Source organism: Streptomyces sp. NPDC001450, assembly GCF_053597295.1.
This window is the reverse complement of sequence record NZ_JBSFHY010000047.1, coordinates 27,757-47,613: the sequence shown is the minus strand read 5'-3', so window position 1 is coordinate 47,613 and position 19,857 is coordinate 27,757. Positions and strand designations below refer to the sequence as shown.

Sequence of the window (19,857 nt, the reverse complement as noted above, 5' to 3'; positions counted from 1 at the left end):
CTACGAGACGGTCGGCGCCGGCGACGGGCCGGTCAGCCCCCGCTCGGCCCGCCATCCGTCCACGATGGCGGCCTGGAGCCCGAACATCTCGGCCTTCTCGTCGGGCTCCTCGTGGTCGTACCCGAGCAGGTGCAGCACTCCGTGGACGGTGAGCAACTGGAGCTCCTCGTCCATGGAGTGCTGCGTCGGCGCTTCCGCACCCTGCTTGGTGGCGACCTCCGGGCACAGCACGATGTCACCGAGCAGGCCCTGCGGCGGCTCTTCGTCGTCCTTGGACGGCGGCCGCAGCTCGTCCATCGGGAACGACATGACATCGGTCGGACCCGGCAGGTCCATCCACTGGATGTGCAACTGCTCCATGGCGTCGGCGTCCACGACGATCACCGAGAGCTCGGAGAGCGGGTGGATGCGCATCCGCGCGAGCGCGTAGCGGGCGATGTCGAGGATCGCCTGCTCGTCTACCTCGGTGCCGGACTCGTTGTTGACGTCGATCGACATGGTCGTGCTGGTCTACTTCCCCTTGGAGCCCTTGGCACCGGGCCTGCCGTGGCCGCCCTTGTGGGCGCCGTTCTCGGTGCCGTGCTTGCTGTCGTACTTCTCGTACGCGTCGACGATACGGCCCACCAGCTTGTGCCGTACGACATCGTGGGACGACAGGATGGAGAAGTGGACGTCTTCCACGCCCTCCAGGATCTCCCTCACCTGCCGCAGACCGCTCTTCGTGCCGTTCGGCAGGTCGACCTGCGTCACGTCACCGGTGATCACGATCTTCGAGTCGAAGCCGAGGCGGGTGAGGAACATCTTCATCTGTTCGGGGCTCGTGTTCTGGGCCTCGTCGAGAATGATGAAGGCGTCGTTGAGTGTACGGCCGCGCATGTAGGCGAGCGGCGCGACCTCGATCGTGCCCGCGGCCATCAGGCGCGGGATCGAGTCCGGGTCGAGCATGTCGTGCAGCGCGTCGTACAGCGGGCGCAGGTAGGGGTCGATCTTCTCGTAGAGCGTGCCCGGCAGGAAGCCGAGGCGCTCGCCGGCCTCGACCGCGGGACGGGTCAGGATGATCCGGTTGACCTGCTTGGACTGCAGGGCCTGCACGGCCTTGGCCATGGCCAGGTAGGTCTTGCCGGTACCGGCGGGGCCGATGCCGAAGACGATCGTGTGCTTGTCGATCGCGTCGACGTACCGCTTCTGGTTGAGCGTCTTGGGGCGGATGGTGCGGCCGCGGGAGGACAGGATGTTCTGCGTCAGTACCTGGGCCGGGGTCTCCGGTCCGTCGCTCGTCCCGTCCTCGCTCGCCTTGAGCATGGCGATCGAGCGTTCCACTGCGTCCTCCGTCATCGGCTGTCCGGTGCGGAGCACCAGCATCATCTCGTCGAACACGCGCGAAATGAGGGCGACGTCCGCAGGGTCGCCGACCGCGCTGATCTCATTGCCCCGGACATGGATGTCGGCTGCCGGGAAGGCCTTCTCGATCACGCGCAGAAGGGAGTCGCCGGAACCCAGCACGGTCACCATGGGGTGCTGGGCGGGGACGGTGAGCTGCGCTCGTGCCTGCTCCTGCGCGGGGGTGTGAGCTGTGGGTGTCTGAGTCATGGGCCGGCGCTGTAGGCCTGCGGTTCCTCCTCGTCACGGCCGCATAGCTGAGGGCGGCCTCGCGATTCCAGGGTACGACGGTGGACTGACAAGGCCGTAGGGCTTTTCAGCGGGCCACTGCGCAACGGACCGAGTCGGGCGGTGGGTGGGCACGGGCCGGGGTCCAGGGGGCGGGGCCCCGGGTACGTCAGCCGGACCGGCCGAACCCGATGGTCGGCACGGCCCGCCGCAACGGCCACACCCGGTCCAGCTCCTGCGGCACCAGCCCGTCGAGGAACGCGAACCTCTGCAGCGCCACCCGGTCCTGCCCGGGAAGGGACTGCACCTTCCGCCACCACGCCCCGATCTCCGACCACCCCGGCGCCGACAGCGAGCCCCCGAACTCCTGCACGGACAGAGCCGCGGTAAGCCCCGCGAAGGCAAGACGATCGGCGAGCGGCCACCCCGCCAGCGTGCCGGTCACGAACCCGGCCACGAACACGTCCCCCGCCCCGGTCGGATCCAGCGCCTCCACCGCGATCGCGGGCACCTCGGCCGTCTCCCCCGTACGCCGGTCCACCGCGTACGCCCCCTCCGCCCCGAGCGTCACCACCGCCAGCGGCACGTACTCGGTCAGCGCCCGCGCCGCCGCCCGCGGGCAGTCCACGCCGGTGTACCGCATGGCCTCCAGCGCGTTGGGCAGGAACGCCTCGCAGTGTTCGAGGTCGGCGAGGCCCGCCAGGTTCCAGGCCCCGGTGTCGTCCCAGCCGACGTCCGCGAAGACCCGGGTGCCCGCACGGGCGGCCTGGGCGATCCAGGGGGCGCGCGTGCCGGGAGTGAGGGAGGCGACGGCCGCACGCGCACGGGGCGGGAAGTCCGGCGCCGGCTCCTCCGGCGGCGGCTCGTGGCCGTGGGACACCATGGTCCGCTCGCCCTCGTAGGCCATGGAGACGGTCACCGGCGAGTGCCAGCCGGGCACGGTCCGCGAGAAGGTGAGGTCGATGCCCTCGCCCTGTTCCAGCGCGTCCCAGCAGTACTCGCCGTAGTGGTCGTCCCCGAAGGCCGCCGCGAGGGACGTCCGCAGACCGAGGCGGGCGAGCGCGGCGGCCATGTTGGCGATCCCGCCCGGGCTGGAGCCCATCCCCCGGGCCCAGGACTCGGTGCCGCGCACGGGCGCCGAGTCCAGGCCGGTGAAGATGATGTCGAGGAAGACCGTGCCCGTGAGGCAGACGTCCCAGGGCGGATCGTCCGGTGCGCGCAGGACCGCCAGCGGGTCGACCTGGGCCCGGCAGGGCGCTGCACGGGTGAGGTGCTCCGGTTCCTCTCCGGCCATCGTGTGGGACGGGGTCACGGTGTGCTCCCTGAGGTGATGCGGATCTGGCCAGTGTGCACCAGATCCCACCCGGGGCGGGGCTACCAGCGAGGCATCACCGGCGTCCGCCATTGCGGCTCGGCGACCCGCATCGCCGCCGCGTCGTCCCGCTCGCGCATCGTGCCGTCGTCCTCGGCCCACCGCCGGTGCAGCCGGGCCAGCTCGTCCCGGTCCAGTTCGACGCCGAGGCCGGGTGCGTCGGACACCGCGACCCTGCCGTCGGTGAAGGCGGGCCGCTCGGTGAGGACGTCCTCGGACTGCCACGGGTAGTGGGAGTCGCAGGCGTGCCGGAGGTTCGGCACGGTGGACGCCACCTGGGTCATGGCGGCGAGGCTGATGCCGAGGTGGGTGTTGGAGTGCATGGACACCCCGACGCCGAAGACGTCGCAGATCGCGGCGAGGTGCTGGGTGTTGCGCAGTCCGCCCCAGTAGTGGTGGTCGGAGAGCACCACCTGGACGGCGTCCTTGGTGAACGCCTCCTTGATCTCACCGAAGGTGGTCACGCACATGTTGGTGGCGAGCGGGACGCGCGTCCCGGCGGACACCTCGGCCATCGCGGGGGTGCCCAGGGTCGGGTCCTCCAGGTACTCCAGGACGTCCCCGAGTTCCTTGGCCACGTTCAGCGAGGTCTCGACGGACCAGGCCCCGTTGGGGTCGAGCCGCAGCGGATGCCCGGGAAAGGCCTCGGCGAGGGCGCGTACGGCCGCGATCTCCTCCTCGGGCGGGAAGACACCGCCCTTGAGCTTGAAGGAGGTGAACCCGTACCGCTCCTTGAACTTCCGTGCCTGGGCGACGACTTGGGCCGGGTCCAGGGCGGCACCCCAGTCGTCCGGCTCGGCCACGACACCCTCCGGATGGCCGGCCCACTTGTAGAAGAGGTAGGCGCTGTACTCGACCGCGTCCCGCACCCTGCCGCCGAGCAGTGCGTGCACGGGCAGCCCGAGCGCCCGGCCCTGGGCGTCCAGGCAGGCCACCTCGAAGGCGGAGAGCACGGACAGCCGCAGTTTGTCGGCGCTCTGCACTCCCCGCAGACCGCCGGCGTCCACGGCGCCCCTGGTCCGGTCCTCGTCCACGGCGAGGTCCAGAGAGAACAGTCTGTTCACATCCATGACCGAGCGTCCGGTGAGGTGCTCGGCGAGGGAGCGGGCCGGCTCCAGGTACTTGGTGTCGCCGTAGGTCTCGCCGAGCCCGGTGATCCCGTCGGCCGTGACGACCTCCACGATCAGCCGGGGGGTGTACGGCTGGTGCACGCCCTGGGTGTTGAGCAGCGGCGCGTCGGCGACCAGGATCGGCGTCAGACGTACCTCGGTGATGGTCAGGTCACGGGTCACAGGGAGGCTCCTACGAGGTCGAGTCCGGCGGTGAGCAGGGCCTTCAGGTCGGCGAGGTCGGCGGGCGAGGGGTCGGTGAGCGGGGCGCGGACGGGGCCGACGCGTTCTCCGCGCAGCCGGGCCGCCGCCTTCACCAGGGACACCGCGTATCCGGGTGCGCGGTCGCGGAGTTCGACGAAGGGGACGTAGAAGTCGCGCAGCAGCTTCTCGGTCGTGCCGTGGTCGCCGCTCTGCAGCGCGGTGAAGAAGGCGCCCGCGATCTCGGGCGCGAAGGCGTGCACGGCGGAGGAGTAGGCGGGGACCCCGACGGTGGCGTAGGCCCGGGCCTGGATCTCGGCGGTGGCGGCGCCGTTGAAGAACAGGAAGTCGCCGGGGGCGGCGAGGGTGAGCCGCTGGAGGCGGTCGAGGTCGCTGTGGCCGTCCTTGAGGCCGATGACGTTCGGAATGAGCGCGATGCGCCGCAGGGAGGCCACGCTGTAGGCGACCTGGCCGCGCTGGTAGGCGACGATCGGCAGCCGGGTGCGGGCGGCAAGCTGCTCCAGCTGGGCGGCCAGGCCCTCCTGCGGGGCGGCGACCAGGTAGTGCGGCAGCACGAGCAGGGCGTCGGCGCCGGCCTCCTCGGCGATCCGCGCGAACCGGGCGGCCTGCGCCCAGCCGTATCCGGTCCCGGCCACCACCGGCACCCTCCCCCGCGCTCGAACACCCTCGCGTGGGGGGAGCCCCATGGCCGCCTCCTCCACGGCGATGGTGACGACCTGCCGGTATTCCTCCTCGTCCAGCGAGAAGAACTCGCCGGTGCCGCAGGCCGGGAAGAGGGCCCCGGGCCCGGCGGCCAGCCGCGCGGCGACATGGGCGCGCAGACCGTCCGGGTCCAGGGAGCCGTCGTCGTGGAAGGCGGTGAGCGGGAAGGACAGCACGCCGTGCGCCATGCCCTCCCGCAACCGCCGCGCCACGTCCTGCGGAGCCGGGTCGCCACCCACCTGACCATCTCCTCTTATGAATGTTGTCCACGTATGAGAACAGAGGCTAGATACATGGACGCACGGGAGTCAATGAGGGCACAGCAAAAGAGCCCCATCCCGCACACAGCGGGATGGGGCTCTACTGGAGCGCCGGGCAGGCCTTGCACCTGCATTTCCCCGCAGGAAGCGGGGCGTCTTTCCTTGGACCACCAACGCACTGTCCGGCACCGGGAGTTCCGGCGACCGCGACGTGATCAACCATAGCGCATCCGGCGGGGCGCGAGCCAACTCGCCGACAGGGGGCGCTCTCGTACCCCGGCCCGCTGATCACAAACACAGAAGTGACCCGGATCACGTCAGCCGACCTTCTTCCCGAACCGCGTAATTGATACAACTTGCTCGCGCGTTCCTGTCCGTCGACGGTCGTCGCCCATCCCCCCTCTTTTCCGAGCCGCTGCTCTCGTCCGCCCTGGAACGCCCGTGTCCGCCCCCCGCTCCCTGCCCTGGCCCCTCGTCGCCCTTTTCACGGCCGGGTATCTCGCCCCGTACCTGCTGCCGACCACCGTCGGCCGGCTCGACACCGGGCTTCCGCTCTCCGTCACCCAGGCCGGTGCCATCGGCAGTGCGCTGCTGCTGAGTTCGGCCGCGGCGGGCTTCCTGCTGGCCTCCCGGGTCGAGCGGATCGGCGCCCGCACCCTCGCCCGGCTCGGGCTCGCGCTCGCCTTCCTCGGCTACGGCGGGGCCGCGCTCACCGGGGTCGTACCGGCCGTCGTCGCGGGCGCGCTGGTCGGCGGGTTCGGGTCCGGTACCGTCACGGCGGTCGCCGCCAGTGGCATCGCTGGACAGCGTGACCCGCACCGGGTCACCACGTTCGGTCTGCTCGGTGTCTCCGCCCTCGCGGGCGCCCTCTACCTGACGATCCCGCACCTCGGCCCCGGCCACGGGCAGCCCCTCGCGGCGATCGCGCTGACCGCCCTCGCGGTCTGGCCGCTCACCGGCCGCCTGTCCGGTCGTACGGCCCCGGCCCGCACCCACGTCGAGCGCGGCCGGCTCCCCCACCTGCGCGCCGGTCTGCTGCTGGCCGCCACCATGCCCTGCTGGTCCCTGGCGCAGAACTCCCTGTGGGGCGTCAGCGGCCGTATCGGCCTCGACCAGGCGCACCTCACCGAGGTCACCGTCGGCGCGGTGTTCGCGGTCGCGCTCGGCGCCGGCCTGGTCGGGGTCGTGGGCGCGGGGGCGCTCGGGCCGCGGCTGGGCCGGGCGGTCCCGATCGGCGTGGGTACGGCGCTCATCGCGGGCTGCATCGCGCTCAGCGCCTCGGCGACCGACCTGACGTCCTTCGCCGGCGGCGAGATCGCCTGGAACCTGGTCTACCCGGTCGTGCTGTCGTACGTCATCGGTCTCGCCGCCTCCCTCGACCCGCGCGGCCGCTGGGCGGTGTTCGTCGGCTCGGCGGCGTCCCTGGGCGCGGCGGCGGGCCCGCTGGCCGGGAGCATGCTGGCGGCGTGGGCCGGCTTCCCGGTCATGGGCGAGGTGCTGGCCCTCGGGCTGCTGGCGGTGGCGGTACCGATGACGGTGGTGGCACTGCGGGCGGGCAGGCGGACGGTCTCCGTGGTGGAGATCCAGGTGGACACCCCGGCCGTGGCTGCCCAGCCCGCGTACGACACCGCCTACCCGAACTCGTACGCCTCGACCTCGGCGAGGTAACGGGCCCGCCGCTCCTCGTCGTCCTCCAGGAAGGACGCGAGGAAGGAGTTGCGGGCCAGCTCGCGCATCTGCTCCTTGGGCAGCCCGAGGGCGTCGCGCACCGCGTGGTAGTTGTCGGCGACGTACCCGCCGAAGTAGGCCGGGTCGTCGGAGTTGACCGTGCACAGCAGACCCGCGTCGAGCATGGCCGGAAGGGGATGGTCCGCGAGGACGTCCACCGCCCGCAGCCGGACGTTGGACAGCGGGCACAGGGTCAGCGGGATGCGCTCCCGGACCAGCCGCTCGACCAGCTCCGGGTCCTCCATGCAGCGCAGGCCGTGGTCGATCCGCTCGACGCCGAGGACGTCCAGCGCCTCGGTGATGTACGCGGGCGGACCCTCCTCACCGGCGTGCGCCACCCGGCGCAGCCCGAGCGCGGCGGCGACCTCGTACACCTCCCGGAACTTCACCGGCGGGTGCCCGACCTCGGCCGAGTCGAGGCCGACGCCGGTGATCCGGTCCAGGTAGGGCCTGGCCGCCTCCAGGGTCTCAAGGGCCGATTCGGCGGACTCGTCGCGCAGGAAGCACATGATGAGCTTCGTGGAGACGCCGTGGTTCTCCTCGCTGCGGCCGAGCGCCCGCCACAGCCCCTCCACGACCGTGCCCATGGTCACGCCCCGGGCCAGGTGGGCCTGCGGATCGAAGAAGATCTCCGCGTGCCGCACGCCCTGCGCGGCGGCCCGGGCGAGGTAGGCGTCGGCCAGGTCGGCGAAGTCCTGCTCGGTGCGCAGGACGGCCATCAGCTCGTAGTACAGGTTCAGGAAGGACTGGAGGTCCTCGAACTGGTACGCCTTGCGCAGCTCGTCGGTGTCGGCGTAGGGCAGCTCGACGCCGTTGCGGGCCGCCAGCTCGAACGCCAGCTCGGGCTCCAGGGTGCCTTCGACGTGGAGGTGCAGTTCTGCTTTGGGGAGGGGCATCAAAGCATCGTAAGCGTGCTTTGTCCGCGCTTCGGAACCGGCACTCGGAGGAGGTCGTGCGCCACGGTCAGCTCCCCCCCGAACCCGGCGGCCCGTGCCTGCCGCTCGAACTCGTCGGGCTCGGAGTAGCGCTGGCTGAAGTGGGTGAGGACGAGGTGCCGTACCCCCGCTTCCCGTGCCACTGCCGCCGCCTGGCCGGCCGTGAGATGACCGTGGTCCTCGGCGAGTGCGAGGTCCTCGTCGAGGAACGTGGACTCGATGACCAGCAGGTCAGCGCCCTCGGCGAGCGCGTGCACCCCGTCGCACAGCCGGGTGTCCATGACGAACGCGAACCGCTGCCCGCGCCGTACCTCGCTGACCTCGTCCAGGGTCACGTCCCCGAGCCGGCCCTCGCGCTGGATCCGGCCGACGTCCGGCCCCTTGATCCCGTGCGCGGCGAGCCGGTCGGGCAGCATGCGGCGGCCGTCGGGTTCGATCAGCCGGTAGCCGTAGGACTCGACGGGGTGGGACAGCTTGCGGGCCTCGAGCGTGTACGACGGCGTCTCGGCGAGAGTGCCGTCGGCGGCGACCGGTGCCTCGGTGAGGCGGACGGTCTCGCGGTAGGCGGTCGCGTACCGCAGCCGGTCGAAGAAGCGCTGCCCGGAGCGCGGGTAGTGCGCGGTGACCTCGTGCGGAACCTGGTCGAGGTTGATCCGCTGGATCACCCCGGCGAGGCCGAGGGAGTGGTCGCCGTGGAAGTGCGTGACGCAGATCCGGTTCAGGTCGTGGGCGGCGACCCCGGCACGCAGCATCTGCCGCTGTGTGCCCTCGCCGGGGTCGAACAGGATGCCCTCGCCGTCCCAGCGCAGCAGGTAGCCGTTGTGGTTGCGGTGCCGGGTCGGGACCTGGCTGGCGGTGCCGAGGACCACCAATTCACGTACGGACATGGCGACTTATCCAGGGGGCCAGGCCATGCCACGGCCGCCGAGGATGTGCGCGTGGGCGTGCCAGACGGTCTGACCGGCGCCGCTGCCGGTGTTGAAGACGACGCGGTAGCTCTCCAACTCGTCCTCGTCGGCGACGGCCTGGGCCTCGCGCAGTATGTCGGCGGCGACGGCCGGTTCCGCGGCGGCGAGTTCGGCCGCGTTCTTGTAGTGCACCCTGGGGATCACCAGGACGTGCGTGGGCGCCTGGGGGTTGATGTCCCGGAAGGCGACGGTCGTCTCCGTCTCACGGACGATCGTCGCCGGGATGTGCCCTGCGACGATCCTGCAGAACAGGCAGTCGTCCTGCGGTTCTCCCGCCATTGCGCTGCGCTCGCTTTCGCCGGTGATCAGTACGGGGGCATGGTAGTCGTTCGGCCGCGGGCTCGGTGGGGGCTGGTCGCGCCCACGCGGCGGAGCCGCATGTCGATGCAGCCCCGCGCCCCTTTAGGTTGGCAAGCCCGGCGGAGTTTTCGCGGGCTGCTCCTGCAGTGCCTCCAGTGCCAGCCTGATTGCTTCGTCCAGTTGGGGATCCCGCCCCGCCGCCCAGTCCTGCGGGCGTTGCAGGACCTCCACGTCGGGGTCCACCCCGTGGTTCTCCACGCCCCACTCGTATCCCTCCAGCCAGAACGCGTACTTCGGCTGGGTGATCAGGGTGTCGTCGACGAGGTGGTAGCGGCTGTCGATGCCGATGACGCCGCCCCAGGTGCGGGTGCCGACGACGGGGCCGATGCCGAGGGCCTTGATCGCCGCGTTGACGATGTCACCGTCGGAGCCGGAGAACTCGTTGGCGACGGCGACGACGGGGCCGCGCGGCGCGTCGTGCGGGTAGCTGTACGGCCGCATGCCGCGCGGCAGCGCCCAGCCGACGATCCGCCGGGCCAGCTTCTCCACGACGAGCTGGGAGGTGTGGCCGCCGCGGTTCTCCCGGACGTCCACGACCAGGCCCTCGCGGGCCACCTCGACGCGCAGGTCGCGGTGGATCTGGGCCCAGCCGGGGGCCTGCATGTCCGGCACGTGGAGGTAGCCGAGGCGGCCACCGGACGTCTCGTGGACGTAGGCGCGGCGGTCGGCGACCCACGCGTGGTAGCGCAGGGGCTCCTCGTCCGCGAGGGGGACCACGACCGCGTGCCGGGGGTCGCCCCCGCCGACGGGCGAGATGGTCAGCTCGACCGGCTTGCCTGCCGTACCGATCAGCAGCGGGCCGGGGCCGGTGACCGGGTCGACCGGCTGTCCGGCGACCGCGACGATCGCGTCCCCGGGGCGCACGGCGACACCGGGCGCGGCGAGCGGGGAGCGGGCCTGCGGGTCGGAGGTCTCCGCGGGCAGGATGCGGTCGATGCGCCAACTGCCGTCCGCGTGGCGGGAGATGTCGGCGCCGAGCAGGCCCTGCCGGGCGCCGTTGCCGAAGCCGCCGTGCGGGGTGACGTAGGCGTGCGAGGTGCCGAGTTCGCCCTGCACCTCCCACAGGAGGTCCACCAGGTCGTCGTGGGTGGCGAGGCGGCCGAGGAGGGGGCGGTAGCGGTCGAGGACGCCGTTCCAGTCGACGCCGCTCATGTCCGGCCGCCAGAAGTTGTCCCGCATGATGCGGCCCGTCTCGTCGTACATCTGCCGCCATTCGGCGGCCGGGTCGACGGTCTGCCGGATCCGGCTCAGGTCGACGGTGATGTTCGAGTCGCTGTCCTCGTCGTCGGAGCCGCGCCGGTCGGCCGGTACGACCTTGAGGCGGGTGTCGGTCCACAGCAGCACCCGCTTGCCGTCGCCGCTGACCTCGAAGTAGTCGGCGTCGGCGGCGAGGTGCTCCAGGCGCTGCTGGGCGAGGTCGTAGCGCTCCAGCTCGGTCTTGGGGTCCGGGTCGTCGGGAGTGGCCCGGGAGGCGCCGAGGACGCCGCGCACCGGGTAGCGCAGCCACAGCACGCCGTCCTTGGCGGCCCGCAGGTTGGCGTAGCGGCCGGCCTCGACCGGGAAGGGCACGATGCGGTCGGCGAGGCCGTCGAGGTCGATCCGGGTCGCCGGGGTGCCCTCGGCGTCAGGGGTCTCCTCCTTGTCCGGGGTCCCGAAGGGCCGGCCGTGCCGGTGCGGCCCGAACGGGGACGGCGTGGTCGCGGCGAGGGTGATCAGGTACGGGCGGACGCCCTCGACGAAGGCCAGGTCGAAGACGTGCTCGTCGTAGACCGGGTCGAAGGAGCGGCTGGAGAGGAAGGCGAGGTGCTTGCCGTCCAGGGTGAAGGCGGGCGCGTAGTCCTGGAAGCGCAGCGGGGTCGCCTCGGTGACCGACAGGTCCGTGGTGTGGGCGATGCGGAGCTGGCAGAGCGGATGCGGGCCGGGGTGGGACCAGGCGAGCCAGCCGGAGTCGGGCGAGAAGGCGAGGCCGCTGACGTCCCCGTCCTCGCTGCGGTCCACCTCGCGGACCTCGCCGGTCTCGCGTTCGACCAGCAGCAGCCGGCCGTCGTGCGAGGCGACGGCGGCTCGGCTGCCGTCGGGGGCCATGGCCAGCTCCAGGACGCGGCCGAGCTGTCCGGCGGCGATCCGGCGCGGGACGGCGCCGGGTGCGACGCCGGTGGCGGGCGCGAACTCCAGGGCGTCCTCGCCCTCGGCGTCCGTCACCCACACCACCCATTCCTCGCCGTCCGCGCGGAAGGTGCGCGGCAGCCGGGCCCGTACGCCGGGCTGTGCGGCCAGCGCGCGGGCCGGGCCGGAGCGGTGGGTGACCCAGTGGACCGCGCCGCGCACGGCGACCGCGCTGCCGCGCGCGGTGTGGTCGGGGGCGGCGTGGCCGAACCAGCGGGAGGCGTTCACCGGGTGGGGCTGCAGGTCGACGCGCGCGCCGCCGAGCCGGACGTCCAGGCGGCGCGGTTCTGCGCCGTCGAGGTCGTCGAGGAGCCAGAGTTCGCCTGCGCTGCAGTAGACGACCCGGCGGCCGTCCGAGGCGGCGTGCCGGGCGTAGAAGCCGTCGAGGGGAGTGTGACGCCGCAGGTCGGACCCGTCGGCAAGGGAGGAGTAGAGGGCTCCGGTGCCCTCGTGATCGGACAGGAACGCGATCCGGTCCCCCGCCCACAGCGGGTACTCGATGTTCCCGTCCAGCTCCTCGTGCAGCCGCACGAACTCGCCGGTACCTTCTTCACCTTCGGCGGCACGGTCGATCCACAACTTGCCTGCCGTGCCGCCCCGGTAGCGCTTCCACCAGGCGGCCTCGCGGCCCATCGGGGCGGACAGCAGCACGGTGTGCGGGCCGTACACGACGTCGCCGACCGGCCCGTAGGGCAGCGTGGTGGCGGGTCCGCCGTCCAGCGGGATCGCCCGCGCCCAGCTGCGGCGCAGGCTCGCCTGGCCCTGGGTGCTGACCGCGAGGACCTGGCCGTCCGGGGTCCAGCCGCGCACCTGGGTCTTCGAACTCCCCCAGTACGTCAGCCGCTTGGCGGGCCCTCCGGCGACCGGGGCGATGTGCACCTCGGGGGCGCCGTTGCGCGTGGAGGTCCAGGCGACGGTCGTACCGTCGGGCGAGACGCGGGGGTGGGTCACCGGCACGTTGTCGGCACTGACCCGCCAGGCCCGCCCGCCGTCCAGGGGTGCGAGCCACACGTCGTCCTCGGCGATGAAGGTCACCAAGTCGCCGTGGAGGTGGGGGAATCGGAGGTAGCCGGAGGATCCCGTCGAAGCGCCCTTAGTCACCCCGTCACTTTACGCAGCGACCGCCGCGCGCGCCCCCGGTTTCGATCACTTGCCCTGCGCGGGCCAGCAGGTCGGGTCGCCCTTGCACCAGATCGTCCGGGTCACGGTCACGGTGACGGTCGGCTGCCCGCCGGAGGGCCGGTAGGTGACGGGCGGAGCGTACGTCGGCCCTGGCTTGGCGTTGCAGTTGCCGAGCCCGCCGACGTGGAACACCTGCTTGCCCTCGACCCGGGCCGTCAGATCCCCGCGCACACAGGCGCCGTCGACGGCCTTGGTCACCACCCCGACGACGGTGATCTTCCGCAAGTCGTCGGTCTGCCCCTGACAGTCGACGGAGACGACGGTGGTCTCCGTCGGCGAGGGCGCCCTCCCGGGCGTGCGGCCGCCCGAGCTGCCGTAGTTCCCGGTGCAGGTGAGCCAACTCACCTTCACATGCTGCCTTTTCAGCTCGGCGGTGGCGGTCGTGTCGGTGGTGTACGCCACCGCGGCCGAACCGAGACCCCCCGGCTGGCACCCCACGACCGCCCCCACAGCCACCACGACGAGCCCGGCCGCACTCAGCACACGCACGGGCCGCACCCGACACCGAATCCGCCTCAACACCCCCATGCAGGGCAGCGTGCCACCGGCCCGCGCACGGGGGAAGGCCACATACGGTCACTCGTCAGTTCGGAGCGGTCACCATCGGATGATCTCAGCCGCGCAGCAGCAGCCACTCCTGGAGTTCCACCAGGTTGCCCTCGGGGTCCTTGAGGTGGGCCACGCGCATGCGGTCGGTCATGGGGGCCGGGCCGTGGAGCAGGGTGGCGCCGCGGGAGGTGATCTGCTCGCAGTAGGCGTCGAGGTCGTCGACACGCAGGACGACCAGGGAGCGGTGGCCGTTGGCCGGGTCACCCAGTTCGTTCAGGATCTCGGCCATCATGGCGCGGTCCTGCAGGGCGATCCCGGCGGAGCCGGCGTGGGGGCTGAACTTCTCGTACGGGCCCTCGGCGGCGCCGGACTGCGGCTTGAGGCCGAGGACTTCGGCGTAGAAGTGGTAGCAGGCGGCGAAGTCGGTGACGAGGAGCCGCACCTGTGCGAGTTCCATCGTGTTCCCCCAGGTTCGGGTCAGGACCAGCGGCCGGTGCGGCCCATGAGCAGCGCGGTGGCCGCGGTGCCCGCGGTCGACGTGCGCAGCACGCTGCGCCCGAGCCGGTAGGCCTTCGCGCCCACATCCTCGAAGAGTGCCAGCTCTTCGGGGGAGACACCGCCTTCGGGCCCGACGACCAGCACGATCTCGCCCGTGGCGGGGAGTTCGGCGGTCGCGAGCGGCTCGCTGCCGTAGTCGCGGTCCTCGTGCAGGACGGCGGCGAAGTCGGCTTTGGCGAGAAGTGCGGCAACCTGCTTGCTCGTCGCCGCGTCCGCCACCTCCGGGAAGCGCAGGCGACGGGACTGCTTGCCGGCCTCGCGCGCGGTGGCCCGCCACTTGGCGAGCGCCTTGAGGCCCCGGTCGCCCTTCCACTGGGTGATGCAGCGGGCAGCCGACCAGGGCACGATCGCGTCGACGCCGGTCTCGGTCATCGTCTCCACGGCCAGTTCACCGCGGTCGCCCTTGGGGAGAGCCTGGACGACGGTGATACGGGGGCTCGGCTCGGGTTCCACCGGGAACTCGAAGGGCTCGACGACCAGGTGGTCCTTCCCCGACGCGCTGAGGACGACCCCGGCCGCCCCCCGGCCCTTCCCGTCGGTGATCACCACGTCCTCACCGGACTGCAACCGCCGTACGGAGACCGCGTGCCGCCCCTCGGGGCCCGTCACGTCGATGATCGATCCGGGGCCCACGCCCTCCAGGGAGTCGACGACGAAGACCGGAGCCGTCATCGCCCGTCACCTCCGTCCGACAGCGCTGTCCTCGCCGCATCCATCTCGCCGACGAGAACCTGCACCAGCTCCCCGGCCGGCAGCTCGCGGGCCATCCGGTGGCCCTGGCCCGCCCACAGCGCCATGCCCTGCGCGTCCCCGGCCTTGGCGGCGGCCTTGCGCAGCGGTGAGGTCAGGTGGTGGATCTCGGGGTAGGCGGCGGGGGCGTACGGGCCGTGTTCGCGCAGGAAGCGGTTGACCAGGCCGCGCGCCGGGCGGCCGGAGAAGGCGCGGGTCAACTCGGTGCGGGCGAACAGGGGGTTGGTCAGCGCCTGCTTGTGCAGGGCGCTGGCGCCGGACTCGGGGGTGGCGAGGAACGCCGTGCCCAGCTGGGCCGCGCTCGCGCCCGCCGCGAGGACGGCGGCGATCTGGCTGCCGCGCATGAGGCCGCCGGCGGCGACGACCGGGATGCTCACGGCCTCCCGGATCTGGGCGATCAGCGAGAGCAGTCCGATGCCGGAGCCGTCGTTCTCCGGGACGTCCCGGTGGGTGCCCTGGTGGCCGCCGGCCTCCACGCCCTGCGCGATCACCGCGTCCGCGCCGGCCCGCTCGACCGCGAGAGCCTCCTCGGCGGTGGTGGCGGTGACCAGGGTGAAGGTGCCGGCACGGCGCAGGGAGTCGAGGACGTCCCGGCTCGGGACGCCGAAGTGGAAGGAGACCACCGGCACCGGGTTGTCGAGGAGGACGGCGAGCTTGGCGTCGTAGCCGTCGTCCCGGCCGCTGTCGGGGTCGCCCAGCTCGGTCTCGTACCAGGCGGCCTCACCGGCCAGCTGGTGGGCGTAGATCTCGACGGCGCCCGACTCTGCATACTCGGGCTGGGGCATGAAGAGGTTCACGCCGAAGGGGCGGCTCGTGATCCCCCGCAGCTGCTTGATCTCCTGGTACATGCCGTCGGCGGTCTTGTATCCGGCGGCGAGGAACCCGAGACCGCCCGCCTCGGACACGGCGGCGGCGAGCTGCGGGACGGAGACACCGCCCGCCATGGGGGCCTGCACGATCGGGTGGGGGAAGAGATCGGTCAGTGCGGAGGACATGACGGCATGTTGTCACGTCCTTCGAACAAGTCCGAATCCGGGCTTCCCACGGCATAGGACACCGGCATGCGGGGTGCTGGAGCACCCCGCAGACGATGGCTCAGCGCCCGTTGAAAGCGTCCTTCAGGCGGGAGAACAGGCCCTGCTGACCCGGCTGACCGTGCCTGCCCGGGAGCCAACCCCCGGACCCCCGGCCGCCGCATCAGCCGGCGTCAGCGCCCATTGAAAGCGTCCTTCAACCGCGAGAAGAGCCCCTGCTGACCCGGCTGGAACTGCCCCTGCGGACGCTCCTCGCCGCGCAGCTTCGCCAGCTCGCGCAGCAGTCGCTCCTGCTCGGGGTCGAGCTTGGTCGGGGTCGTGACCTCGACGTGGACGATCAGGTCGCCCCGGCCGCCGCCGCGCAGGTGCGTGACGCCCCGGTTGTGCAGCGGGATCGACTGGCCGGACTGGGTGCCGGGCCGGATGTCGACCTCCTCCATGCCGTCCAGGGTCTCCAGCGGCACCTTGGTGCCGAGGGCCGCCGCCGTCATCGGGATCGTGACCGTGCAGTGCAGGTCGTCGCCGCGCCGCTGGAAGGTCTGGTGCGGCAGCTCGTGGATCTCGACGTACAGGTCACCGGCCGGACCGCCACCGGGGCCGACCTCGCCCTCGCCGGCCAGCTGGATGCGGGTGCCGTTGTCGACACCGGCCGGGATCTTGACGGTGAGCGTGCGCCGGGAGCGGACCCGGCCGTCGCCCGCGCACTCCGGGCACGGGGTCGGCACGACCGTGCCGAAGCCCTGGCACTGGGGGCAGGGGCGGGAGGTCATGACCTGGCCCAGGAAGGACCGGGTCACCTGGGAGACCTCACCACGGCCGCGGCACATGTCACACGTCTGGGCGGACGTGCCGGGAGCGGCACCCTCACCGTTACAGGTGTTGCAGACGATCGCGGTGTCGACCTGGATGTCCTTGGTCGTCCCGAAGGCCGCCTCGTCCAGCTCGACCTCGATGCGGATCATCGCGTCCTGGCCGCGCCGGGTGCGCGAGCGCGGGCCGCGCTGCGACGCCGTACCGAAGAACGCGTCCATGATGTCGGAGAAGTTGCCGAAGCCACCTGCCCCGAAGCCGCCCGCACCGGCGCCGCCCGACTGGGAGAGCGGGTCGCCGCCGAGGTCGTAGACCTGCTTCTTCTGCGGGTCCGACAGCACCTCGTAAGCGGCGTTGATCTCCTTGAACCGCTCCTGGGTCTTCGGATCCGGGTTGACGTCCGGGTGCAGCTCGCGCGCGAGCCGACGGAACGCCTTCTTGATCTCATCCTGCGACGCGTCGCGGCGCACGCCGAGAACGGCGTAGTAGTCCGTGGCCACTTACGACTCCGCCAGGATCTGTCCGACGTACCGTGCCACTGCGCGTACCGCTCCCATCGTTCCCGGGTAGTCCATGCGGGTCGGTCCGACCACGCCTAGCTTGGCAACCGCCTCGCCGCCCGAACCGTAGCCGACCGACACGACGGAGGTGGAGTTGAGTCCCTCGTGGGCGTTCTCGTGCCCGATGCGCACGGTCATGCCCGAATCCTTCGCCTCGCCGAGGAGCTTGAGGAGCACGACCTGCTCCTCAAGGGCCTCCAGGACGGGCCGGATCACGAGGGGGAAGTCATGTCCGAAGCGGGCGAGATTGGCGGTGCCGCCGATCATCAGCCGCTCCTCGTTCTCCTCGACCAGTGTCTCCAGCAGGGTGGAGAGCACGGCGGAGACCGTACCGCGGTCCTCGACGTCGAAGGCCTCGGGCAGGTCCTCGACCAGACGCGGCACGTCGGTGAACCTGCGGCCCGCGACCCGGCTGTTCAGCCGGGCCCTGAGGTCCGCCAGGGACGCCTCACCGAAGGGCGCCGGGCAGTCGACCATCCGCTGCTCGACCCGGCCGGTGTCCGTGATCAGCACGAGCATCACCCGCGCGGGGGCGAGCGAGAGCAGCTCCACGTGCCGCACGGTGGACCGGGTCAGGGACGGGTACTGCACGACGGCGACCTGCCGGGTCAGCTGCGCGAGCAGCCGTACCGTGCGCGCCACGACGTCGTCGAGGTCGACGGCGCCCTCGAGGAAGTTCTGGATCGCCCGGCGCTCGGGCGCGGACATCGGCTTGACGCCCGCGAGCTTGTCCACGAACAGCCGGTAGCCCTTGTCGGTGGGGATACGCCCGGCACTGGTGTGCGGCTGGGCGATGAACCCCTCGTCCTCCAGGGCCGCCATGTCGTTGCGCACGGTCGCCGGTGAGACGCCGAGGTTGTGCCGCTCGGTGAGCGCTTTCGAGCCCACCGGCTCCTCGGTGCCCACATAGTCCTGGACGATGGCGCGCAGCACCTGAAGCCTGCGTTCACTCAGCATTCGCGCGCACCTCCAGCATGTCGTCCCCTCGGCTCTTCCGGTCGGCCGCCTGGCACTCTGCGTGTCCGAGTGCCAGCCTTCCCCAGCCCAGTGTACGGGCGTGGGGTACTCACTGGGCAAGGTCGGTCCCGCCGTACCAGGTTGATACCGCTAGCGTCGCGGTATGACGGTGACTTGGGAAGAGCTGGGGTGGGAGCGGCTGGCGCCCGGGGTCGGACGGTGCCGGCTGCCCGGCTGGGACTGCACCGTGGGCCTGGTTCTCGGGGCGGGTACGGCGCTGGTGGTGGACGCCGGGTCGAGCACGGCCGAGGGCGAGCGGCTACGGGCGTCGGCGGAGCGGCTGGCGGGGCACGGTGTGACCCATCTCGCGCTCACCCATCCCCACTTCGACCACGTCTTCGGCGCGGCCGCCTTCGCCGGGGCCCGGACGTACGCGGCGGTGGGCATCGACGCGGTGTTCGCGTACGAACGCGAAGAGCTGCGCCGGGACGCGGTCCGGCACGGCCTGCCGGCCGCGGACGCGGACGAGGCCGTCGCCGCCCTCGCCCCTCCCCGCCACCTGGTCTCGGGCGAGTGGACGCTGGACCTCGGCGACGGCCGGCAGGCGCTGCTGGCCAACGTGGGCCCCGGCCACACGGCCCACGATCTCGCGGTCTTCGTCCCCGGCTCGGTCTCCGGCGCCGCGGAGATCGTCTTCTGCGGCGACCTGGTGGAGGAGTCCGGTGAACCCCAGGCGGGCCCGGACGCCGTACCGTCCCGCTGGCCCGACGCCCTCGACCGGCTGCTCGCCCTCGGCGGCGAGGACGCGCTGTACGTGCCCGGTCACGGAGCGGTGGTCGACGCGGCGTTCGTACGACGCCAACGCGACGAGCTGGCGGCGCGTTTCGGCGTGTCGTGAGTGCTGGTCGGCGGCTTCTCCTATCGTCATCCGAATGCGCCCACCCGTCTCCCACCACCGCCCTTCCAACGAGGGCCCTTCGAGCCCACGCCCTCGCACGTACTCGCCGGACCTGACCCCGCCGTGGAAGAAGCCCGAGCCCGTGCCGGAGGTCCCGGCGGAGCCCGGTCTGGTGGTCGAGGAGCCCGGCACCGGTTTCTGCGGCGCGGTGATCCGCTGTGAGGCGGGCACGGTGACGCTGGAGGACCGCTTCGGCAAGCACCGGGTGTTCCCGCTGGAACCGCGCGGCTTCCTGCTGGAGGGCAGGGTGGTCACCCTGGTGCGGCCCGCGTCGGGTCCGGTACGGCCCACCCGTACGGCGTCCGGTTCGGTGGCCGTCCCCGGCGCACGCGCGCGCGTGGCCCGGGCCGGCCGCATCTACGTCGAGGGCCGGCACGACGCCGAACTGGTCGAGAAGGTGTGGGGTGACGACCTGCGCGTCGAGGGCGTGGTCGTGGAGTACCTGGAGGGCGTGGACGACCTGCCGGCGATCGTGGCCGAGTTCGCGCCGGGTCCGGATGCCCGCCTGGGCGTACTCGTGGACCACCTCGTCCCGGGCACGAAGGAGTGGCGCATCGCCGAGTCGGTGACGAGCGAGCACGCGCTGGTGGTCGGTCACCCGTACATCGACGTCTGGGAGGCCGTGAAGCCGTCGTCCCTGGGGATTCCCGGCTGGCCCCGGGTGCCGCGCGGGGAGGACTGGAAGACGGGGGTGTGCCGGGCTCTGGGGTGGCCGTCGGAGAACACCGGCGCGGTGTGGCAGGCGATTCTGCAGCGTGTGGGGTCTTACAAGGACCTGGAGCCCGAGTTGCTGGGGCGAGTGGAGGAGCTGATCGACTTCGTCACGGGTAGCGGTGAGGCCTGACCTTCTCGTACGTGGCGAATTCGCTGGTGTCCAGTTCGATGCCGAGAGGTTCCAACGGCATCGGTTCATCGGCCCCGTCATGGCACAGTGCGTGCACCGGATCCGGACTCGGCGTCATCACGATGGTCCTCCGCAGCAGCTCCGCCCTGATGCCTTCGGGGGGTTCCAGCTCCTCGAAGAACTTGATCATGTCGAGATCATTCACAGCCGCACCCTACGAACCAG

General features: G+C 71.9%; 19 protein-coding genes. 3 read left to right on the top strand and 16 right to left on the bottom strand.

The genetic code is table 11. The features are described 5' to 3' along the window. The 5 genes from ybeY to ACWC5O_RS37850 form a co-directional block, all read right to left on the bottom strand. Positions 1–498 carry an rRNA maturation RNase YbeY gene (ybeY, locus tag ACWC5O_RS37870; protein ID WP_094221115.1) on the bottom strand — a complete coding sequence of 166 codons (498 nt, stop codon included), beginning with the start codon at positions 496–498 and terminating at the stop codon, positions 1–3. A gap of 12 nt (positions 499–510) precedes the next feature. Then, complete coding sequence (locus tag ACWC5O_RS37865; protein ID WP_450589785.1) at positions 511–1,590, bottom strand: PhoH family protein; 1,080 nt, start codon at positions 1,588–1,590, stop codon at positions 511–513. A gap of 187 nt (positions 1,591–1,777) precedes the next feature. Continuing rightward, positions 1,778–2,902 (bottom strand): carbohydrate kinase family protein, encoded by a 1,125-nt coding sequence (locus ACWC5O_RS37860; RefSeq protein ID WP_450589886.1) that lies wholly within the window; start codon positions 2,900–2,902, stop codon positions 1,778–1,780. A gap of 80 nt (positions 2,903–2,982) precedes the next feature. Then, entirely contained in the window at positions 2,983–4,272 is a 1,290-nt protein-coding gene (locus tag ACWC5O_RS37855; protein ID WP_450781175.1) for a glucarate dehydratase family protein, read from the bottom strand. Beyond that, positions 4,269–5,201, bottom strand: coding sequence for a 5-dehydro-4-deoxyglucarate dehydratase (locus tag ACWC5O_RS37850; protein WP_450591281.1), 933 nt, complete (start codon positions 5,199–5,201; stop codon positions 4,269–4,271). The genes ACWC5O_RS37855 and ACWC5O_RS37850 overlap by 4 nt, the downstream gene beginning before the upstream one ends. Before the next feature lie 513 nt (positions 5,202–5,714). On the opposite strand from ACWC5O_RS37850, the gene ACWC5O_RS37845 reads away from it, so the two are divergent. Then, positions 5,715–6,941: an MFS transporter gene (locus tag ACWC5O_RS37845; RefSeq protein ID WP_450591275.1), complete on the top strand. Its 1,227-nt coding sequence runs from the start codon at positions 5,715–5,717 to the stop codon at positions 6,939–6,941. Here ACWC5O_RS37845 and ACWC5O_RS37840 read toward each other — a convergent pair. The 10 genes from ACWC5O_RS37840 to hrcA form a co-directional block, all read right to left on the bottom strand. Then, complete coding sequence (locus ACWC5O_RS37840; RefSeq protein WP_450591273.1) at positions 6,905–7,897, bottom strand: adenosine deaminase; 993 nt, start codon at positions 7,895–7,897, stop codon at positions 6,905–6,907. The genes ACWC5O_RS37845 and ACWC5O_RS37840 overlap by 37 nt on opposite strands. Next, the gene (locus ACWC5O_RS37835; protein ID WP_450591272.1) at positions 7,897–8,823 is read right to left on the bottom strand and encodes a ribonuclease Z; all 927 of its coding nucleotides are present in this window, start codon (positions 8,821–8,823) and stop codon (positions 7,897–7,899) included. Before ACWC5O_RS37835 ends, ACWC5O_RS37840 begins: the two co-directional genes overlap by 1 nt. Positions 8,824–8,829: 6 nt before the next feature. Continuing rightward, positions 8,830–9,183, bottom strand: a complete 354-nt coding sequence (locus ACWC5O_RS37830) for a histidine triad nucleotide-binding protein (RefSeq protein WP_450591271.1) — start codon at positions 9,181–9,183, stop codon at positions 8,830–8,832. Positions 9,184–9,306: 123 nt separating this feature from the next. Next, positions 9,307–12,468: a S41 family peptidase gene (locus ACWC5O_RS37825; protein ID WP_450591280.1), complete on the bottom strand. Its 3,162-nt coding sequence runs from the start codon at positions 12,466–12,468 to the stop codon at positions 9,307–9,309. 108 nt (positions 12,469–12,576) lie between these two features. Further along, positions 12,577–13,140 (bottom strand): hypothetical protein, encoded by a 564-nt coding sequence (locus tag ACWC5O_RS37820; RefSeq protein ID WP_450591270.1) that lies wholly within the window; start codon positions 13,138–13,140, stop codon positions 12,577–12,579. An 85-nt stretch (positions 13,141–13,225) separates the two neighbouring features. After that, a complete protein-coding gene (locus tag ACWC5O_RS37815; protein WP_450591269.1) occupies positions 13,226–13,618 on the bottom strand; it encodes a VOC family protein in 393 nt (130 codons plus the stop codon). Positions 13,619–13,638: 20 nt separating this feature from the next. Then, positions 13,639–14,391, bottom strand: a complete 753-nt coding sequence (locus ACWC5O_RS37810) for a 16S rRNA (uracil(1498)-N(3))-methyltransferase (RefSeq protein WP_450591268.1) — start codon at positions 14,389–14,391, stop codon at positions 13,639–13,641. Then, positions 14,388–15,464 (bottom strand): nitronate monooxygenase, encoded by a 1,077-nt coding sequence (locus ACWC5O_RS37805; RefSeq protein WP_450591267.1) that lies wholly within the window; start codon positions 15,462–15,464, stop codon positions 14,388–14,390. Before ACWC5O_RS37805 ends, ACWC5O_RS37810 begins: the two co-directional genes overlap by 4 nt. 212 nt (positions 15,465–15,676) lie before the next feature. After that, positions 15,677–16,813 (bottom strand): molecular chaperone DnaJ, encoded by a 1,137-nt coding sequence (dnaJ, locus tag ACWC5O_RS37800; protein ID WP_450591266.1) that lies wholly within the window; start codon positions 16,811–16,813, stop codon positions 15,677–15,679. Continuing rightward, positions 16,814–17,830: a heat-inducible transcriptional repressor HrcA gene (hrcA, locus tag ACWC5O_RS37795; RefSeq protein ID WP_450591265.1), complete on the bottom strand. Its 1,017-nt coding sequence runs from the start codon at positions 17,828–17,830 to the stop codon at positions 16,814–16,816. 163 nt (positions 17,831–17,993) lie between these two features. Between hrcA and ACWC5O_RS37790 the strand changes: the two genes are divergently transcribed. Together ACWC5O_RS37790 and ACWC5O_RS37785 are read left to right on the top strand one after the other, a co-directional pair. Beyond that, positions 17,994–18,728: an MBL fold metallo-hydrolase gene (locus ACWC5O_RS37790; RefSeq protein WP_450591263.1), complete on the top strand. Its 735-nt coding sequence runs from the start codon at positions 17,994–17,996 to the stop codon at positions 18,726–18,728. A 34-nt stretch (positions 18,729–18,762) separates the two neighbouring features. Next, positions 18,763–19,632 (top strand): DUF3097 domain-containing protein, encoded by an 870-nt coding sequence (locus tag ACWC5O_RS37785; RefSeq protein WP_450591261.1) that lies wholly within the window; start codon positions 18,763–18,765, stop codon positions 19,630–19,632. On the opposite strand, the gene ACWC5O_RS37780 is transcribed toward ACWC5O_RS37785, so the two are convergent. Then, on the bottom strand, positions 19,610–19,837 hold the full coding sequence (locus ACWC5O_RS37780; protein WP_450591259.1) for a hypothetical protein: 228 nt from the start codon (positions 19,835–19,837) through the stop codon (positions 19,610–19,612). The genes ACWC5O_RS37785 and ACWC5O_RS37780 overlap by 23 nt on opposite strands. Between the last annotated feature and the right edge of the window lie 20 nt (positions 19,838–19,857).

Excerpts from the sequence above, each read along its gene's own strand:
- ACWC5O_RS37810 (WP_450591268.1), bottom strand. The coding sequence starts at position 14,391 with ATGACGGCTCCGGTCTTCGTCGTCGACTCCCTGGAGGGCGTGGGCCCC.
- ACWC5O_RS37835 (WP_450591272.1), bottom strand. The coding sequence starts at position 8,823 with ATGTCCGTACGTGAATTGGTGGTCCTCGGCACCGCCAGCCAGGTCCCG.
- ACWC5O_RS37815 (WP_450591269.1), bottom strand. The coding sequence starts at position 13,618 with ATGGAACTCGCACAGGTGCGGCTCCTCGTCACCGACTTCGCCGCCTGC.
- ACWC5O_RS37840 (WP_450591273.1), bottom strand. The coding sequence starts at position 7,897 with ATGCCCCTCCCCAAAGCAGAACTGCACCTCCACGTCGAAGGCACCCTG.
- ACWC5O_RS37830 (WP_450591271.1), bottom strand. The coding sequence starts at position 9,183 with ATGGCGGGAGAACCGCAGGACGACTGCCTGTTCTGCAGGATCGTCGCA.
- ACWC5O_RS37860 (WP_450589886.1), bottom strand. The coding sequence starts at position 2,902 with ATGGCCGGAGAGGAACCGGAGCACCTCACCCGTGCAGCGCCCTGCCGG.
- ACWC5O_RS37820 (WP_450591270.1), bottom strand. The coding sequence starts at position 13,140 with ATGGGGGTGTTGAGGCGGATTCGGTGTCGGGTGCGGCCCGTGCGTGTG.
- hrcA (WP_450591265.1), bottom strand. The coding sequence starts at position 17,830 with ATGCTGAGTGAACGCAGGCTTCAGGTGCTGCGCGCCATCGTCCAGGAC.
- ACWC5O_RS37790 (WP_450591263.1), top strand. The coding sequence starts at position 17,994 with ATGACGGTGACTTGGGAAGAGCTGGGGTGGGAGCGGCTGGCGCCCGGG.
- ACWC5O_RS37865 (WP_450589785.1), bottom strand. The coding sequence starts at position 1,590 with ATGACTCAGACACCCACAGCTCACACCCCCGCGCAGGAGCAGGCACGA.
- ACWC5O_RS37785 (WP_450591261.1), top strand. The coding sequence starts at position 18,763 with ATGCGCCCACCCGTCTCCCACCACCGCCCTTCCAACGAGGGCCCTTCG.
- ACWC5O_RS37850 (WP_450591281.1), bottom strand. The coding sequence starts at position 5,201 with ATGGCGCACGGCGTGCTGTCCTTCCCGCTCACCGCCTTCCACGACGAC.
- ybeY (WP_094221115.1), bottom strand. The coding sequence starts at position 498 with ATGTCGATCGACGTCAACAACGAGTCCGGCACCGAGGTAGACGAGCAG.
- ACWC5O_RS37805 (WP_450591267.1), bottom strand. The coding sequence starts at position 15,464 with ATGTCCTCCGCACTGACCGATCTCTTCCCCCACCCGATCGTGCAGGCC.